At 51.6% G+C, this 17,421-nt stretch carries 15 protein-coding genes and 1 pseudogene; 6 read left to right on the forward strand and 10 right to left on the reverse strand.

What is annotated here, in order from left to right; translation table 11 throughout:
• Positions 1-327: 327 nt before the first annotated feature.
• From ABO04_RS10495 to ABO04_RS10515, 5 genes are all read right to left on the reverse strand, one after another.
• A complete protein-coding gene (locus ABO04_RS10495) occupies positions 328-981 on the reverse strand; it encodes a hypothetical protein (protein WP_160810608.1) in 654 nt (217 codons plus the stop codon).
• Between the two features lie 97 nt (positions 982-1,078).
• Complete coding sequence (locus ABO04_RS10500) at positions 1,079-1,492, reverse strand: DUF4260 domain-containing protein (RefSeq protein WP_160810609.1); 414 nt, start codon at positions 1,490-1,492, stop codon at positions 1,079-1,081.
• Positions 1,493-1,588: 96 nt separating this feature from the next.
• Positions 1,589-2,182 (reverse strand): restriction endonuclease, encoded by a 594-nt coding sequence (locus tag ABO04_RS10505; RefSeq protein ID WP_160810610.1) that lies wholly within the window; start codon positions 2,180-2,182, stop codon positions 1,589-1,591.
• Positions 2,183-2,268: 86 nt separating this feature from the next.
• Positions 2,269-2,727 carry a DUF2846 domain-containing protein gene (locus tag ABO04_RS10510; protein WP_205012788.1) on the reverse strand — a complete coding sequence of 153 codons (459 nt, stop codon included), beginning with the start codon at positions 2,725-2,727 and terminating at the stop codon, positions 2,269-2,271.
• A 102-nt stretch (positions 2,728-2,829) separates the two neighbouring features.
• The gene (locus tag ABO04_RS10515; protein WP_160810611.1) at positions 2,830-3,300 is read right to left on the reverse strand and encodes a hypothetical protein; all 471 of its coding nucleotides are present in this window, start codon (positions 3,298-3,300) and stop codon (positions 2,830-2,832) included.
• A gap of 120 nt (positions 3,301-3,420) precedes the next feature.
• On the opposite strand from ABO04_RS10515, the pseudogene ABO04_RS10520 reads away from it, so the two are divergent.
• Positions 3,421-3,813, forward strand: a pseudogene (locus ABO04_RS10520) (phage integrase N-terminal SAM-like domain-containing protein); the annotation flags it as partial.
• A 226-nt stretch (positions 3,814-4,039) separates the two neighbouring features.
• On the opposite strand, the gene ABO04_RS10525 reads toward ABO04_RS10520, so the two are convergent.
• Both ABO04_RS10525 and ABO04_RS12155 read right to left on the reverse strand, forming a co-directional pair.
• On the reverse strand, positions 4,040-5,566 hold the full coding sequence (locus tag ABO04_RS10525) for an NAD(P)H-hydrate dehydratase (RefSeq protein ID WP_160810612.1): 1,527 nt from the start codon (positions 5,564-5,566) through the stop codon (positions 4,040-4,042).
• Positions 5,567-5,634: 68 nt separating this feature from the next.
• On the reverse strand, positions 5,635-5,847 hold the full coding sequence (locus ABO04_RS12155) for a GDCCVxC domain-containing (seleno)protein (RefSeq protein ID WP_240141525.1): 213 nt from the start codon (positions 5,845-5,847) through the stop codon (positions 5,635-5,637).
• A gap of 162 nt (positions 5,848-6,009) precedes the next feature.
• On the opposite strand from ABO04_RS12155, the gene purL reads away from it, so the two are divergent.
• The gene (gene purL / locus ABO04_RS10530) at positions 6,010-9,909 is read left to right on the forward strand and encodes a phosphoribosylformylglycinamidine synthase (protein ID WP_160810613.1); all 3,900 of its coding nucleotides are present in this window, start codon (positions 6,010-6,012) and stop codon (positions 9,907-9,909) included.
• Positions 9,910-9,975: 66 nt separating this feature from the next.
• Positions 9,976-11,250 (forward strand): ChaN family lipoprotein, encoded by a 1,275-nt coding sequence (locus tag ABO04_RS10535; protein WP_160810614.1) that lies wholly within the window; start codon positions 9,976-9,978, stop codon positions 11,248-11,250.
• An 8-nt stretch (positions 11,251-11,258) separates the two neighbouring features.
• Here the strand turns inward: ABO04_RS10535 and ABO04_RS10540 are convergent, their stop codons facing one another.
• The 3 genes from ABO04_RS10540 to ABO04_RS10550 are packed head-to-tail and all read right to left on the reverse strand — an operon-like array spanning position 11,259 to position 14,678.
• Complete coding sequence (locus ABO04_RS10540) at positions 11,259-12,626, reverse strand: sigma 54-interacting transcriptional regulator (protein ID WP_160810615.1); 1,368 nt, start codon at positions 12,624-12,626, stop codon at positions 11,259-11,261.
• 16 nt (positions 12,627-12,642) lie between these two features.
• A complete protein-coding gene (locus ABO04_RS10545; protein ID WP_240141526.1) occupies positions 12,643-13,122 on the reverse strand; it encodes a hypothetical protein in 480 nt (159 codons plus the stop codon).
• Between the two features lie 59 nt (positions 13,123-13,181).
• Positions 13,182-14,678 carry a HAMP domain-containing sensor histidine kinase gene (locus ABO04_RS10550; RefSeq protein WP_160810616.1) on the reverse strand — a complete coding sequence of 499 codons (1,497 nt, stop codon included), beginning with the start codon at positions 14,676-14,678 and terminating at the stop codon, positions 13,182-13,184.
• A gap of 126 nt (positions 14,679-14,804) precedes the next feature.
• On the opposite strand from ABO04_RS10550, the gene ABO04_RS10555 reads away from it, so the two are divergent.
• The 3 genes from ABO04_RS10555 to ABO04_RS10565 are packed head-to-tail and all read left to right on the forward strand — an operon-like array spanning position 14,805 to position 17,355.
• Complete coding sequence (locus tag ABO04_RS10555; RefSeq protein WP_160810679.1) at positions 14,805-15,383, forward strand: aminodeoxychorismate/anthranilate synthase component II; 579 nt, start codon at positions 14,805-14,807, stop codon at positions 15,381-15,383.
• 20 nt (positions 15,384-15,403) lie between these two features.
• Positions 15,404-16,429 (forward strand): anthranilate phosphoribosyltransferase, encoded by a 1,026-nt coding sequence (gene trpD, locus ABO04_RS10560; RefSeq protein ID WP_160810680.1) that lies wholly within the window; start codon positions 15,404-15,406, stop codon positions 16,427-16,429.
• A gap of 5 nt (positions 16,430-16,434) precedes the next feature.
• Entirely contained in the window at positions 16,435-17,355 is a 921-nt protein-coding gene (locus tag ABO04_RS10565) for an indole-3-glycerol phosphate synthase TrpC (RefSeq protein ID WP_160810617.1), read from the forward strand.
• Positions 17,356-17,421: the final 66 nt, after the last annotated feature.

Raw genomic sequence — 17,421 nt, forward strand, 5'->3', positions numbered from 1 at the left:
GCCCGTTGCCAATAGACCCGCCAAAGATCGCGAGCCCTGACGTACGTAGCTTTTGCCACAGCCTGCTCCATTGTTTCGCCCGGCGCACCTCTCCAACGCGGCCGAATCTCGAAGATCTCGATGCTCTGTCCCTTGAGACGGTATGCAAGATCCAGCTGTGGCCTGATGTGTGCCGGAGGACGACGCGCATTTATGAACGCGCCAACGACCTTGTTGATTCTTTTTGTTTCGAATTCAGTGAATGCCATGTTTTGACCGTTGGTTCTGTATTGGCGTCTAACGCCTGAATTAAGCGGCGTCGGCTTGAATGAATTGTTAGGCGGCCCTCTATTGCCTATTCATTCTTGAGCTGTGATAGATCTGAACCTTCGGCTCATTTGGATTGCTGGGGCGCTCGAAAAGCAGAAAAATTCCGTCCATTCCTTGATAGTCGGACGACATGCTCGTCAGCTTCCAACCTTCTGATTCCCAGTGCGCAACAACTGTCGCCATTGCTTCTTTTGTTTGCTCCATACCGCGCTCGTACACGGTATTGACCAGATAGCTCATAGAGTCGGCGCGCGCTGTCTCCTGTAAGGCAACTAGCCGATCAATCTTTGCCCCTTCTTGCGACAAGATCTCACCCAGCTCCTGAACACGAGCATTTATATTATTCACTGTTTCGTTTAGATCGCGGCCAACCACACGCGCATTGTCTCCAAAGTTCGCTCCTGAAGCATCCACACGAGAGACGTTAGAGTTTGCATTGCCTGAATCGGCCTTCGCGCCAAACAGGTATCCCGCAATAGCCCCAAGGATGCCCATCGCCGCTGTTAAATTATCTGACTTTGCAATCGCTAATAGTGATGCCAGGATTGCGATTAGCACCAACCCAACAGCTCTCAAGTTTAGAGGGCCAAAGCCACCCTGCATCTTCCAGAAAACACCAATGAGTGTCGCGGCACCCAAGACCGCGACTATCCAAAGCGCTTGATAGTCCATAAATCCCCCTCTCTGTGTTGTGTCGCCCAACGCGAAGCTAAGCCGACCGTCGGAACGTAGCGGAAGCGGGTCGGCTTGAGCGCAGGGTTATACATTATTATTTCCAACACGGTAAAAAACTTCTACGTGGCTCACCGACCACTTTCCCAATGGCACCAAGATGAGTGATTTTAAATCCCTCCGGATACTTTAGGCCGTAACCCAGCATCCGATCAAAGCCAATGTGTACAAACCAAATAAGAGCTAAGACCAAGAACAAGGCATTGCTCATTACGATAGCCCCAACTGCTAAGGCACTAGGCAATAACTTCGAGTGCGTAATGTTATACAACCGTGCGCCTACCTTGGTGTTAATAAAGTAGCCAAACAGCGCCAGGTCAGGAAGTAATACGGTTGACCAAAAGAACGACCAGCTAAACGACTGTTGCCAAAAAATAGCAAGCGCCAAGAGAAAGACCGCAAGGCCTTCGAGCTTTAATAAAACGTTTGGTTTTTCGAATACTGTAATCATGGGCAGTGCCTCTCTGGAAATGTATAACGTAGAAGTCACCGGCACTGCGCGGCTTTATCGCGCAGCGTCCGTGTGGACTGCCGGGTTGGGGGCGGATTACGCACCGAGCATTTCTCTCAACATTGGGCGCCAACTACCAAATATGTAGCCTTCCCCTTCCGCGTAGAAACTGCGGTTCTTTCCAACGAACCCCGGAATAGTTAGTGCCCTATAGAACTCTGAGCCGTTGAGACGATCTGATTCTTCCATCGTGGCCGATGTCATCAAGTAGAGAAGGTTCTCAACTTGGTCGGTGGGAAGCAATCGAACTATTCCGATGCCATTTGCTCTTGCGTATTTCAAAGCCCCCTGCTGCACTGCTCCAGTAATGGCCATGATGCCCTTCTTGTTCGCACCAGCAATTTGATCGAGTTTTGCTTTGAATTCTTCGACGTCGTCAACAGGGATAGCACCACTATAGTCTTTGCACTCACAAACCCACAGTAGCGACCACTGATCTGCATTCGGTAGCCATACCTCTATCGAAATATCGACAATGATGTCTGAGTCTCGATCGCGGGAGTAGTAACCTTTCTTCTGAAACGCAGAAGCCGACTTTGGCGATAAGCCAAGGCGTTCACCATTTAGTTCATCCGTAAGTGCGGTAAACACTCGATCTTCGAAAGCGTTACCTTTTGCGACGGTACTCATACAAGCCCCCAACGTTTCGCTTGAGGGGCGCGGAGACAGCAAGCGAAGCTTGCTGGCCGAGCGTCCCTCTCGAAGCGATTGTTATGCTACTGACTGCATACCCCTTTTTGGGCCATGCTCAACTGGGAAACTTCTTTTTTCCCCTCATCATCGTTCACCAGTTCAAGCCCGGCACCGCCAACAAATACTCCCATCTTGATGTACTGACGAACAAAATAATTCTTTCCAGCAGATGTGGTTAGCATTAAATCGTTTGGAGAAAATTCGGATTCCGTCGAAAGCTTGTGTTCCGCATCCCCTTTTACTTCTTCATAGAAAAACATGTTTGGGGCGGTTTCTCCTATGCATTTGCCATCAATCCAGATATCTTTTTTTAAGGCTCCACCAAAGCTTCCAGATCGATATACATACACACCAGATTTACCATTGTTTGGTGCAATAAACTTTTTCGCTTCCGCGCTTTTTTCCGTACTCTCCATTGGCACAGAAGCACAGCCAGCCAACGAAGACAGCGTGAGACCAGCGACAACTACAATTTTCGACATGATTAACTCCTTGTGGTCATTGAAGAGGCATAACGTTTGAATTCACCGGCCTGTGCGGCTTTTCGCGCAGGTCTGGTGGAATGATGGGTCGGCCACATATTTTCATCGCTGACTATCGAAGCCCTCAAAGACGGGATTTAGACGGCACTGTAGAAACGACTCAAGAAGTGTGAGTACGGGAATGCCACACTCCGAATTGAGAAGAAAGTTCACGCGATCAACGTTGGCTTTGATCCAAGCGCCGACGTTTGACTCAGTGATGCCGGATAACCCGAGCTTGCCGTGGCCGACCACAAGAGACTTGGCCAGGTTGCTGTTTGAACTGGCCGGGCTGTAGTGCTGGCTGGTGAAGCGAGCCTGACTCTTTTGGCCGACTTTCCCAACCTTGAGGCAGCGACCGTTCCAGACAAAAACGTAAACAGCCATCTTGCCGCTTGGGAGCGCGGACGGTGGTTTGTGAGGAAAGGGCAACGTCTCGAAGGAAAGTGCGGTAGTAGGAAAAGAAACGCCAGCAAGAGCAACAACCTTTCGGAAGTCGTCGAGCAATACGGTCAGATCACCGAGCGATTTCATGGAGCCTAACGCCCAGGATACACCGCTTGCGGTATATCCTTCTTTTCAAAAAGGTGTATAACAAAATTCATTTTTTTATAAATAGCTGAATCAAATGAATATTATGAATGAAATACCACCATCCTCGCACCGACTGCGCCCAGGTTGCTTGATCAGCTTCGTAACCGGCTGCGTTTGAAGCATTACAGCATAAGGACGGAGATACAGTATGTCCAGTGGGTACAGTGGGTACAGTGGGTACAGTAGGTACAGTGGGTACAGTGTTTTATTCTGTTTCACGGCAAACGTCATCCACAGGAAATGGGTGCGACGGAAGTAGAAGCATTTTTAACGCATTTGGCAGTGGTTGGTAAGCTATCGGTCTCGACCCAAAACCAGGCGTTATTAGCTTTGCTGTTTTTGTATCGGGAGGTGCTGGAGATCGATTTACCCTGGTTGGATAACGTGGTGCGGGCGAAGCGGCCGGCACGCTTACCGGTAGTGCTGACGCATAACGAGGTGCAAGCGGTGCTGGGCCGTTATGAATTTGTTTTCAGGTCGGAGCCGAGGTCACTTTCTTGTGGTCATTTCTCGATCGTCAAGTCGAGATAAATCATCCCTGAACCGGGTTGGTCAATTTTATTGAACCACAACCTGTTCCATGAAAATGCTCAATGAAGCCGACAATGCAGTTCGGTGTGTCGTTCGTCTGCATCCACATTGGCAACAGGAAGAATAGCTATTCTGGCGTGTTGAATGATTATCGGCTTTCTATTTCTGAACCAATCCAGCTGTTCAATAAATCTCGGGCAACAGGAATAATTTCCGATGCGGTCATACCGACGGGCCCGTGTTGCTGTTTCAGTAAGACATCTGCTGCTGCGCCGTGCAGATAGACCGCCAGCAGCAGTGCATTTTCTGCAGATACTCCCTGTACCAGCAGCGCCCCCAGAAAACCGGATAAAACGTCGCCAGTACCGGCACTGCTCAAGCCAGGATTGCCGCTGGTATTGAAATGGCAGGCGCCTTCCGGAAAGGCACAGATGCTGCCCGCGCCTTTCAGTACGATGGCGCAATTAAACTGCCGTGCAAGGTTTTGGGCTGCCTCCAGCCGGTTCCGCTGGATTTCAGCCACGGTTGTGTTCAGCAAACGTGCTGCTTCGGCGGGATGTGGGGTCAGGATGGATGACGCCGAACGTGCCTGCAGCGCGCTGTGCAGTTCCTCATGTTGCGCAATCAGGTTGAGTGCATCCGCATCCAGCACCAGCGGCAGATGGGTTTGTAACGCCTGCTCCAGATAAATACAGGCCGTAATTTCAGTACCAAAGCCGGGGCCGATTACCAAACCGTCCAGCCCATTCAGATGATCTGGATCAAAAAAATCAGCGGGGGGACGCAGCATCAGCTCAGGCTGTACCAGATCCACCACCGGTGCGTTCTCTTGTGCCAGCAATCCCAGATAAACCCGCCCTGCCCCCAGTTTGAGTGCAGCCCGTCCCGCCAGTAAAGCTGCGCCGATCATGCCGGTGGTACCACCTAAAATTCCCAGCCGGCCATAAGTACCTTTGTGACTGTTGGCGCGCCGGGGGGAAGGCAGTCTGGTAGCAATGCTCGCCCTGTCCAGCAGCCAGTGGTGTGGTGGAATCAGCGCGGCAGCATCCAGTTCTAGGTCGCATACGATAATCTCGCCGCAGTAATCACAACCATCACTGGTCAGCAAACCCGGTTTGAGCGCAATGAATGTTGCTGTGATCGCCGCCCTGATCGCCACGTCCGCGACCCGGCCGGAATCACTAAGCAGGCCGCTGGGAATATCGAGCGCAAGCACTGGCAGATTGAGCTGGTTGATCTGCCGAATGAGCTGCTGGTAGTTTTCCGCCAACGGGCGTGTTTCGTTCAGGCCGATCCCGAACAGACCGTCGATCACGGCATCCCACTGCCTGCCGGCGGGTATCTCTGGAATCACCGTTCCGCCAACCGCTTGCCATTGCGCCAACGCCTGCCTGGCATCCTGTGAGAGTCGTTCTGCTTTACCAGCGAACACCAATGTAATCTGTTTTCCCCAGTCATGCAGATAGCGGGCAGCTACCAGCGCATCCCCTCCGTTATTGCCCGGCCCGGCCAGAATCAATATCCGCTCATGATTACTCGTCAGCAATCGGGTTCTGACAATCTCTGCAGCCGCTCGCCCGGCTCTTTCCATCAACGGCGGCGGATGGGCGACGGACAGCGCAAGCGATTCTATTGTGCGGATTTCAGCTGTAGTGTAGACAGGGATGTTACTCACGTGATCCCTCCAAAATTGTTGCTCCCCCGCGGATTGATTGTTCTTAATCGCAGACACACTTTATGCATTCAAGTACAGCACGACTGATCCTGTTGCCGGGGCGGGCATGGAACAGTGCCATACGAGCAGAATACACAACAATCACCGGGCAGCGGATGGAGCAATAGATGGCACGATTTGCATTCGTAGTACCATTGGCAGGCATTAACCGGCATTTCTTCAATTTCCTGATGCCTGCAATGCGGACAGGTAATCGTTGACTGAGCGATTATATTTTTCATAAGCTTTATTCAAAAATAATAATCAATTATTTCTGAATAAAGCGGCAATGTCACCCCGATTTGGCAGACTTCACGCAAGCAGCATTCATCCACCAACAATCTGTCAACGGGTTACTCGTGTAAAATCATATCTTTTCATTTATTTAACCAGTTACATTCCCGATGCTGCAATTTTACGGGCGCGATGCGCTTTCTCCCTTTCGTCTGGAACGCTTGCTTCATTCTATTCAAACAAACGTCCCGCAAATTTCCGGCATCACTGCCGATTACCGCTATTTCTGCCAGGTTCAGCGTGATTTAACGCCCCAAGAAACCGATCGGTTGCGGCAGCTGCTCGATGGAGAAGATACAGCGGTGCTGCCTGCTCCGGACAACATGTTGCTGGTTGTACCCCGTCCCGGCACGATTTCTCCCTGGTCTTCCAAGGCTACTGATATTGCGCATTGTTGCGGTCTGGATGAAATCGAGCGGCTGGAGCGCGGCATTGCCTTCGCGCTTCGCTGCCAGACAATGCTGCTGCCTAAGCACATGCTACAAATCGAGGCATGTATTCATGATCGCATGACCGAAATCGTGCTGCATTCACCCTCTGAAGCGGCCATCCTGTTTCAGCATGCGGCGCCGGGTGCATTGAGCGAAATCGATCTGACAGGCCGGGGAATGGATGCCCTGTTGCAGGCAAATCGGGCAATGGGGCTGGCGCTGTCTGCCGATGAAATCGATTATCTGCTGGATTATTTTACCCGCGTTCAGCGCAACCCCACCGATGTCGAGCTGATGATGTTTGCGCAGGCCAATTCGGAACATTGCCGGCACAAGATTTTCAATGCTGACTGGATAATCAATGGCGTACAACAACCGCATTCGCTGTTTGGCATGATCCGGCATACCCATCAGTGCCATCCTGAGCATACAATTGTTGCCTATTCGGATAATGCTGCGATTCTGGAGGGAGAAACCATCGAGCGGTTTTATCCTGGCAAGGGCAATGCATACGGGTACGAACCGGAACTCACCCACTGGTTGATCAAGGTAGAGACGCACAATCATCCAACGGCCATTTCACCTTTTCCGGGCGCAGCCACCGGTGTGGGGGGTGAAATCCGGGACGAAGGCGCCACTGGTTCCGGTGCAAAGCCCAAGGCCGGGCTGACCGGATTCAGCGTCTCCAATCTGCGGATTCCTGAAGCGATCCGGCCGTGGGAAATCAATGATTATGGCAAACCGGGGCATATTGCCTCCGCGCTCGACATCATGCTGACTGCTCCGATTGGTGGCGCGGCATTCAGCAATGAATTCGGCCGTCCCAATCTGGCAGGGTATTTCCGTACCTACGAGCAGGAAGTGAACGGCAAGATGCGTGGCTACCATAAGCCCATCATGCTGGCCGGTGGCATCGGCCAGATTTCCGCTGTGCACACGGGCAAGGAATCTTTCCCCGCGGGTACGCTGCTGATTCATCTGGGCGGGCCGGGCATGGCCATTGGACTGGGGGGCGGTGCGGCCTCCAGCATGGATGCCGGTACCAATGAAGAAGCGCTTGATTTCAACTCGGTGCAACGGGGTAATCCTGAAATGCAGCGCCGGGCACAGGAGGTGATCGATCGCTGCTGGCAACTGGCACGCAGCGGACAGCCCAATCCGATTCTGGCGATTCATGACGTGGGAGCGGGCGGGCTTTCCAATGCGCTGCCCGAACTGGTGCATGACGCCGGGCGCGGCGGTCGTTTTGATCTGCGCGCAGTGCCATCCGATGAACCGGGCATGTCGCCTCTGCAGATCTGGTGTAATGAAGCGCAGGAACGCTATGTTCTTGCCATCCATCCACAATCCCTCCCCGTGTTCCAGGCGATTTGTGAACGCGAACGCTGCCCCTTCGCGGTGGTAGGCGAGGCGCTGGCAGATCCTCAACTGATCGTGACAGATGCATGTTCGACCACCCATCCGGCAGATATTCCTTTATCCGTCCTGCTGGGCAAACCGCCTAAAATGGTGCGCGATGTCAAACGTATCCACCCTGCCCCTGCGCCGCTGGATAACACCGGTATCCGTCTGCAGGAAACGGTCAGCCGCGTTCTACGCTTGCCGGCGGTGGCGAACAAATCCTTCCTGATCACGATTGGTGACCGTACTGTCGGTGGCCAGACGGCGCGGGATCAGATGGTTGGCCCGTGGCAAGTGCCGGTAGCCGATGTCGCGGTGACCACCTCGGGCTTTCAGACATATCTGGGCGAAGCATTTGCACTGGGTGAACGCACGCCACTGGCCGTCATCGATGCCGCCAGCTCGGCACGCATGGCGGTAGGGGAAGCGCTCACTAATCTGGCTGCTGCCGCAATTACTGATTCCGGAATGATCCGGTTATCTGCCAACTGGATGGCTGCTGCCGGGCATCCGGGCGAGGACGCCGCATTGTATGAAGCCGTACATACCGTGGCCATGGAATTGTGCCCGGCACTGGGCATCAGCATTCCGGTCGGCAAAGATTCATTGTCGATGAAAACCAGCTGGCATGATTTACAACAAAAAGAAGTCGTTGCGCCCCTTTCGCTGATTGTTTCGGCCTTTGCCAAAGTCTCCGATGTACGCAAAACACTCACGCCCCAACTCCGGCTGGACAAAGGGGCAACGGAGCTGATTCTGATTGACCTGGGCAACGGCAGAGATCGTCTGGGCGGATCAGCACTGGCACAGGTATACGGACAATCAGGCGATGCAGTCCCTGACCTGGAGAATCCGGAGCAGCTCAAAACCTTTTTCGCCGCAATACAAACCCTCAATCAGCAAGAATTGCTGTTGGCGTATCACGATCGTTCCGATGGTGGCCTGTTCGTCACGGTATGTGAAATGGCCTTTGCCGGGCACTGTGGTGTCGACATTGCGCTTGATTCGCTGATTTTTCAAACGGATGATGATGGAGATGGACAGATACTGTCAGCCTTGTTCAGCGAAGAACTAGGAGCTGTCATCCAGATCGAAACCCGGCATCATGACGCAGTGATGACGATTCTGGCGGATGCAGGGCTGAGACAGGCAAACCATCCGATCGGCAGCCCGAACCGGCAAAATGACATCCGCCTGATGTACAGAGATAAAGTGGTATTTCAGGAAAAACGGGTCGCATTACAACGCATCTGGTCGGAAACGAGTTTCTGGATGCAAAAATTGCGCGATCATCCCGAGTGCGCACAACAGGAATTTGATCTGCTGCTGGATGTAGAGGATCCGGGACTGCATGCACAGCTGACGTTTTCCATCACAGAGCCGGTTTTTGCACCGGGTATCCTGACCAGCCGCCCTGCGGTCGCCATTTTGCGCGAGCAGGGTGTAAACGGTCATGTAGAAATGGCCGCCGCATTCGATCGCGCCGGATTCGATGCAGTGGATGTCCACATGAGCGACATCCTCTCCGGACGGACAGAACTATCCGGGTACCAGGGGTTGATCGCCGGAGGCGGGTTTTCTTATGGCGATGTGCTGGGCGCCGGCCGGGGATGGGCGCAGTCCATTCTATTCAACCCCCGGGCGCGGGATGCGTTTACCGCTTTCTTTGCCCGTACAGATACTTTCGCGCTGGGCGTGTGCAACGGCTGCCAGATGATGAGCCATCTGCAGGCGATCATCCCGGGAACCACCCATTGGCCGCATTTTGGGCGCAACCGTTCCGAACAGTTTGAAGCACGTTTTGTCATGGTCAGAATCGGCGGTAGCCCTTCACTGTTTTTTGACGGCATGGCTGGCAGCCTCTTGCCAATAACCGTTGCACATGGTGAAGGTCTGGCGGTATTCCGCGATAACGGACAGTTGCTTGCAGCACAGCCTTATATCGCACTGCAGTTTGTCAACAACCGGGGTGAACTTACAGAAAACTACCCACTCAATCCCAATGGCTCACCTGCGGGCGTTACCGGCATGACTTCAACCGATGGCCGGGTAACGATTCTGATGCCACATCCGGAAAGAATATTCCGAACGGTACAGCATTCATGGCACCCGAACGATTGGCCGGAAGATTCCCCCTGGATGAAAATGTTCAGAAATGCCCGCAAGTGGGTGGGGTGATAAAAATCTGTTCAAGCTAGCGTTTTCCACACATTTTATGAATACTTAAAAATACATAACAAGATAATGATTGATTTCAAGTCTGACTGGTGGTTCACCCTGGCCGGTTTACTGTTGCTGGGCGGAATGGTGAATGTTTCCAATCTTTCCGCCCAAACCGGACCGGAGAAAAAAACAATTTCTGCCAGTAAGAAGGCTGCATCGGACACCTGTGTCCCGGTTGCACGCTGGGTAATCCCCGGCAAGGGAGAAACAACACTGCCCAGCGTGATAGCGTCGATAAAAGACAAATCGGTGGTATTGCTCGGCGAGACACACGTTAATCCTGAGCACCATCGCTGGCAACTGCAAATGCTGGCGGCATTGTATGCTGCCCGTCCCGATATGGTGATTGGCTTCGAAATGTTTCCGCGCCGGGTACAGAAAATTCTGGATCAATGGGTGGCAGGTGAGCTGACGGAATCCGAATTTCTGGCTCGATCCGAATGGCAGTCCGTCTGGAACACGGATGCCAATCTGTATCTACCTCTATTCCACTTTGCACGGATGAACCGCATTCCAATGCGCGCACTCAATATTGATATCCACCTAAGACGGGCTGTCACCCAAAAGGGGTTTAACCACGTGCCGGAAAAGGATCGGGAAGGCGTCACCCGGCCGGCTCCGCCTGCACCGGAATATCTGGAATTTCTGCTGCCCATTTACGCACAGCATGATCGTCCGAAACAGAAGCATACCAACCGACAGGAGAAACCCAGCCTCTATGATCCTGATTTTCTGCGATTTGTCGTCAGTCAGCAGTTATGGGATCGGGCGATGGCGCAGGAAATTCATGCGGTGCTGAGCAGTTATGACAAACACAAGAATCCGCTGGTAGTAGGTGTCATGGGATCCGGGCATATTCTGAAGGGATTTGGTGTACCTCATCAGCTGAAAGATCTGGGAATAAGCACAAACAGAGTGGCTTCACTGTTACCCTGGGACACCAATCGATCCTGCAAATCGCTGACGGCCGACTATGCCGACGCGGTATTCGGTCTGACGCCGTTTACAACGGCATCCGCCTCCCCTTTGCAGCAGCGCCTGGGCATTGGCTTTGAATTCGGCAAAAAAACCAAAGGTGCGCTCGTGTTGCAGGTAGAACCGAAAAGCATTGCTGAATCAGCAGGCTTGCAGCCCGGGGATGTCATTCTTGCAATGGCTGGCACCCCTCTTGGGGAAAGCAGTGATGTAATCGCTGCAGTCAAACGTCAGGCGCCGGGCACCTGGTTGCCTCTGAAAGTGCTGCGGGAAGGTGTGATCATTGAAATCATTGCGAAATTTCCGCCATTAATGAACTAAACAGAAAATCAGACTTTTTCCTGCAAGGATTTATACAGCGTGAAATCAAGCTGATGGCGTTGCAGCAGTTTATAAAACTCGGTGCGGTTGCGCTTGGCCAGCCTGGCCGCCTGAGTGACATTTCCAGCAGTCATTTTCAGTACTTTGACAAGATAATCCCTTTCAAATTGCCTGCGAGCCTCTTCAAATGAAATCATCTGCTCTTCATCCTTGTGCATGGTATCGCGGACAAGTTCGCTGGAAATGAGCGGAACCGCACTCATAACGACACTTTGTTCGACAACATTCATGAGCTGACGAATATTTCCCGGCCAGGAAGATGCCTGCAGAAAGCTGATTGCTTCCGGGGAAAATCCGCTAATATCCTTGTGATGTTTCTCGGCAAATACACGCAGAAAATGATTGGCCAGCAGAAAAACATCTTCACTGCGCTGAGCAAGCGAAGGAATCACCAGACCCACAACAAAAAGCCGGTAGTACAGATCTTCACGGAAATTTCCGGCCTGGATCTCCGATTTCAGATCTTTATGCGTGGCAGAGATGATACGTACATCAATCGGGATGCTCTGCGTAGATCCAACCGGGCGGATAACCCGCTCCTGCAACGCATGTAACAATTTCGCCTGCAGCAGCAAAGGCATGTCACCAATCTCGTCCAGAAACAGACTGCCTCCCTCAGCCAGCTGGAACAGTCCCTTGTGTTCCCGTACCGCTCCGGTAAACGCACCTCTGGCATGGCCAAACAGTTCGGATTCCAGCAGTTGTTCAGGAATGGCGGCACAATTAATGGTAACGAACGGCTGGTCACAGCGTCTGGATGCCTGATGAATGGCACGGGCAAACAATTCCTTGCCGACGCCACTTTCACCGGACAGCAGCACGCTGGCATCTCCCTGTGCAACCCGATCCACTTTGGCAAGCAGATCTTCCATGAGGGCACTCCGGGTAATGATCGCCTTACGCCACGTCAAGACGGGTGCTTTGCTGGGAAGGGTGTCTGCAACGGAAACCAGATCCATTGCACGCTCAACCTGATTCAACAGAATTTTAGGATTGTATGGTTTTGTAAGATAGCCGAAAATCCCGCGCTGTGTCGCTGCCACAGCATCCGGTATGGTACCGAATGCTGTCAGAATAATAACCGGGAGCGTTGGAATGTGCCGATGGATATGCTCGAACAGCGCCATACCATCCATTCCGCTCATCTGCATATCACTGATGACGAGATGCGGGCGCGATATGTCGAGATAATTAATGGCTGCCTCAGCACTGTCTGCACGAACCGTTTCATATCCAGCTGCCGTCAGGCGGATGGAAAGCAGTTCAAGCAAATCCGTATCATCATCCACCAGAAGAATTTTTTTACTTTGCATCATTTAGCCAGCCATTTGATCAAAATGTACTTTTGCGCATGAAATTTTTTTCAATATCTTTAATCGCGTTGATCTTGTTCTGCAGTATTTTCACTTCAGCCTCGGTTGTCCGGACCTTTTCAGTCAGGTTCCGTATTTTGAGATTTGCTGCCCGCTGCTGCTTGAGTAATGATATCAGCAAGTCTCTAAAAGCAGTCGTAGCGGGAGTCGTTTCGATCTGCTCGGGGGTATTTTTCATGAGATCCAGTGCAGCATGCGTACTTTGAAAACCGGTATTGGGCAACAGCAGCAGTAGTAGTAATTTGAGTCGTTGTTGTAAATCGGCGCTGTCACGATAATGAATGTTGGCATACTGATACTCTTCGATGAGCTCTGATCCGGATTTGTCCTGCAGCGAACTGTAGTAATGCATCAGCTCACCCAGATCATCTGTTTCCCGGACTAACCAGGGTTCCTCAGGATCGGGCGGCGAATGTGCCGGCTGAACGGAGGTATGCATACATCCGGGAAGCAGCGTAATTAAAGCCAGCCCTGTCAATAATTTACAAACTGTTTTCATCATGTAGATTCAGAACGGTTGATGGGTAGCATCAAGCGAAAATGTGCACCACATTTTCCGGTGTTCCGGACAAGTTCGATATTTCCACCATGTGCAACAGCGTATTCCTTCGCAATCGCCAGACCCAGGCCTGTACCCTTGGCATGATTTTCAGGTGTATTGCGCCCCTGGTAGAACGGCTCGAACACCCGATCTTCATCAATACTGGCAACCCCCGGGCCTGAATCCATAATATCGATTTGCACCTTGTCTTCATCATATAAGACAGTAATTTCAATATGACTATATTCCGGAGAAAATTTGACTGCATTGGAAAGCAGATTATCAAGCATGACATCCAGTTTCTGGATGTCACATTCCAGAAACAACTCCGGACAATTCAGGTTGATTGTAAGACTTTTGCTCAAAATGGAAAGATTCTGCGCCCGGATGACTGAATTTATCAGTTTTTTCAGATTAACACGCTGTTTGACAAGCGTGATGATCTCTGCCTGCAATGCGCTGAAATTAAGCAAATCTTCTATGCGTTTTTGCAGCTGCATGCTGCTGGTGTGAAGAATCCCGGCAATAACTTGTTGTTTCCGGTTGAGCGTGCCTGTAACGCCTTCGGCTAGAAGATCAGCACCTTCCCGAATTGCTGTCAGCGGTGTTTTTAGTTCATGGGAAATATGACGGAAAAACTGTATTTTCTGGTTTTCCAGCCTGAGCAGACGCAGCCTCAGCCAGTCCAGACGCTCCCCGATGTAGGTAAGGTTTTGTGGCCCGTTAACATGGATCGGCCGGGAAAGGTTGCCACGACCCATTTGAGCAATCGCTTCATCAATCTGACGGACAGGACGAGCGATAAATACAGAGAAAATCAGCGCAAGAAAAATAACCAGCGGAACCAGAATCAACAGCTCCCATTCGACCAGTGAACGGGTTTGTGTGGCAATTTCACTTACATTGCCGACACTTTGTCCGATCATGCGGAAACTGTCAGTTGAAAATTCACGGGCAAGGTTGAGCAGAGCAGCAAAACGATCGAGCAGATATTGTAAATCCTGCGGATGTGTTTTCAGATCCAGTATTTCCCGAAAAATTCCGGTTTCCAGTAACCGCAATTTTTCCAGCGAAAGCTGCTGTTCCGGATACGTGGAAATAATGGACAGATGATTCGTAATGCTTTCAAACTTGGTATGCGCAATGAAATAACCTTCCAGCAAAGTTGCGTCATCCAGTACCAGTGCATGTTGCACACTGCGCTCCATCGCCATGATTTCGCCAATGATAACACTGGTACCATTGGTAATCTGGGTAGCATGATAGACGTTGTAACGGCTTTGTTCGGATAATTGATCAATGCGTATGGCACTGTATATCAGTGCGCTGATCAGTGGCAGGCCAACAATCGAAAATCCGATCAGGATTAAAGCCAGAAACGATTTCGGTTTGTATCTGGATCTGTTTTTCCGACTCATTCGCTCTGAAGGTGAAACATCAGTAGAAAATTTCATATATCAGGTTTACCTTTCGTGCGACCTGGGCGAAAATACCCGGATAGAAAGATTCTGGCCATTTTCCCGCATTCACTCTCTGTACAGCTATTTTTCCCCGGATATCGAATAACGATTGTACTCGCCATGTTGCTGATGATTGATAATTACGATTCCTTTACCTATAACCTGGTGCAATACCTAGGTGAGCTCGGCGAGGAAATCACAGTTGTGCGTAACGATGAGATTACGCTGGATGTGGTTCAGCAATTAAAGCCGGCCGGTATTGTCATTTCGCCTGGTCCATGCACGCCTGATGAAGCAGGTATTTCCATGGAGTTGATCAACCGGTTCAGTGGAAAAATTCCTATACTGGGTGTATGTCTTGGTCACCAGAGTATTGGCCAGGCTTTCGGCGGACGAATTGTGCGCGCCGGAAAAGTCATGCATGGTAAAACCTCGCCGGTTTTTCATGATGGTCAGGGTGTTTTCCAGGGAATCGCCAGCCCGTTCATGGCAACCCGCTACCATTCCCTGGTTATCGAACCCTCCAGTATACCTGACTGTCTTGTTGTCTCTGCCTGGACCGAAGAAGGTGAAATCATGGGTGTGCGGCACCGCACGTTACCAGTGGAAGGCATGCAATTTCATCCGGAATCCGTTTTAAGTGAACATGGTCATCAGCTGCTCAGCAATTTTCTGCATGCTCATCATATTCAAAATTAATCATCCAAACCGTGCAAAGTGTGAAACCACAAGCCATTCTTGCTCGTATCCTTGAGCAGCGCGAAACACCTTATGAGGAAATGGTTGAGCTGATGCGTGCAATCATGTCAGGAAACGTTTCGCCAGCGATGACTGCTGCTCTGGTTATGGGATTACGCATGAAACGCGAGAGCATCGGCGAAATTACGGCAGCAGCTCAAGTCATGCGCGAACTGGCTTTGCATATCGAAGTGGCCGATTCAACCAATCTGGTCGATACCTGCGGTACCGGCGGCGATGGGTGTAATACCTTTAATATTTCAACGGCTTCCGCTTTTGTAGCAGCTGCTGCGGGTGCGCAGGTAGCCAAACACGGCGGACGTTCCGTTTCGAGCAAGGCAGGCAGCGCGGATGTACTGGAGGCAATCGGTATCAATCTCGATCAGACCCCTGATCAGATCGCCCGATCCATCACCGAAGTAGGCATCGGCTTCATGTTCGCCCCCAATTTTCATCACGCCATGAAACATGCAACCCCCGTTCGCCGGGAACTGGGTGTACGCACGCTGTTCAATATCCTGGGGCCGCTGACCAATCCTGCAGGTGCCAGGAATCAACTGCTGGGTGTATTCAGTGAAGATCTGACCGGTCTGCTGGCACAGGCCTTGCATCGCCTGGGAAGCCGGCACGCGATGATCGTGCACGGCAGCGATGGGCTGGATGAAATCACCATTTCCGGCCCAACCCGGATCGCAGAACTCAAAGCGGGAGAAACCCGGGAATATACGGTGCAACCGGAAGATTTTGGATTGGAACGCACTTCAATAGAGGCTCTGCGGGTAAGCGGCACGGAAGAGGCGCGGGTAATGTTGCTGTCTGTACTGGATAATCAACCGGGGCCTGCCAGGGATATCGTTCTGCTGAATGCAGGCGCAGCGATTTATGTCGCCGGAAAAGCAGACTCCTGGACTCAGGGGGTTGAAATCGCGCGCGACACGCTGGCCAGTGGCTCTGCCAGAGAAAAAATGCAGGCACTGATCGAATTCTCCAACCAGATAAACCATTAGTTCGCATGTCAGATATTCTTGATCGTATTCTCGCTGTAAAAAAGCAGGAGATCGCAACCGCCCGAACACAAAAATCACTGGATAAAATCCGCAGTGAAGCGCAGGCAACACCCGCTCCACGTGATTTTCTGCAAGCCATACGCAACCGTATTAATCAAAACCACGCCGCTGTCATTGCAGAAATCAAACGAGCCAGCCCAAGCAAAGGGTTATTGCGTGGCCGGGCAGAATCACAAAACATTTCCGGATCGGGGCACATGAAAAATTTAGCCGCACAGCATCCGATCCCGGAAGATTTCATCCCGGCAGATATTGCAGCCAGTTACGCCAGGAATGGTGCGGCCTGTCTATCCGTGCTGACGGATGAACAGTTCTTCTCAGGCAGTGCCAATTTTTTGCAACAGGCACGCGCCGTTTGTGATTTACCGGTATTACGCAAGGATTTCATGCTAGACGAATATCAGATCTACGAGGCACGTGCGATGGGAGCAGACTGTATCCTGCTGATCGTCGCAGCCTTTTTTTCACCGGTTTTCCAGCATGATCCCGCGGTCAATCAGGGTGACAGTGCACTCGAACGCATGCACAAACTGGAAAATGTTGCACAAACACTGGGCATGGCGGTGCTGGTGGAAGTACATGATGCCGATGAACTTGATCTTGCATCGCAGTTGTCTACCCCGTTGATCGGCATCAATAACCGTAATCTGAAAACATTTGAAACCACACTGGATACCAGTGTGCAGCTGGTCAGGCGTATTCCGTCCGGGCGAATTACCGTGACAGAAAGTGGCATCCGCACACCTGCTGACGTAGAGATGATGCGATCTCACGACATTCATACTTTTCTGATCGGGGAAACCTTCATGCGTGCGCCGGATCCCGGCATTGCGCTGGCAGACCTGTTCACAACAAACCTGGCGTAAACTACGCCGCGCCGCCGCCGGACAAGCCGGAGGATGACAATTTTGCTGTCCATCAATTAAAAGGAG

The sequence above is a fragment of the Nitrosomonas sp. HPC101 genome, assembly GCF_009833125.1.
Classification (GTDB): Bacteria; Pseudomonadota; Gammaproteobacteria; order Burkholderiales; family Nitrosomonadaceae; genus Nitrosomonas.

Excerpts from the sequence above, each read along its gene's own strand:
- ABO04_RS10535 (WP_160810614.1), top strand. The coding sequence starts at position 9,976 with ATGATTGATTTCAAGTCTGACTGGTGGTTCACCCTGGCCGGTTTACTG.
- ABO04_RS10500 (WP_160810609.1), bottom strand. The coding sequence starts at position 1,492 with ATGATTACAGTATTCGAAAAACCAAACGTTTTATTAAAGCTCGAAGGC.
- ABO04_RS10540 (WP_160810615.1), bottom strand. The coding sequence starts at position 12,626 with ATGATGCAAAGTAAAAAAATTCTTCTGGTGGATGATGATACGGATTTG.
- ABO04_RS10515 (WP_160810611.1), bottom strand. The coding sequence starts at position 3,300 with ATGAAATCGCTCGGTGATCTGACCGTATTGCTCGACGACTTCCGAAAG.
- purL (WP_160810613.1), top strand. The coding sequence starts at position 6,010 with ATGCTGCAATTTTACGGGCGCGATGCGCTTTCTCCCTTTCGTCTGGAA.
- ABO04_RS10555 (WP_160810679.1), top strand. The coding sequence starts at position 14,805 with ATGTTGCTGATGATTGATAATTACGATTCCTTTACCTATAACCTGGTG.
- ABO04_RS10510 (WP_205012788.1), bottom strand. The coding sequence starts at position 2,727 with ATGTCGAAAATTGTAGTTGTCGCTGGTCTCACGCTGTCTTCGTTGGCT.
- ABO04_RS10545 (WP_240141526.1), bottom strand. The coding sequence starts at position 13,122 with ATGCATACCTCCGTTCAGCCGGCACATTCGCCGCCCGATCCTGAGGAA.
- ABO04_RS10505 (WP_160810610.1), bottom strand. The coding sequence starts at position 2,182 with ATGAGTACCGTCGCAAAAGGTAACGCTTTCGAAGATCGAGTGTTTACC.
- ABO04_RS10550 (WP_160810616.1), bottom strand. The coding sequence starts at position 14,678 with ATGAAATTTTCTACTGATGTTTCACCTTCAGAGCGAATGAGTCGGAAA.
- ABO04_RS10565 (WP_160810617.1), top strand. The coding sequence starts at position 16,435 with ATGTCAGATATTCTTGATCGTATTCTCGCTGTAAAAAAGCAGGAGATC.
- ABO04_RS10495 (WP_160810608.1), bottom strand. The coding sequence starts at position 981 with ATGGACTATCAAGCGCTTTGGATAGTCGCGGTCTTGGGTGCCGCGACA.
- ABO04_RS12155 (WP_240141525.1), bottom strand. The coding sequence starts at position 5,847 with ATGAAAAATATAATCGCTCAGTCAACGATTACCTGTCCGCATTGCAGG.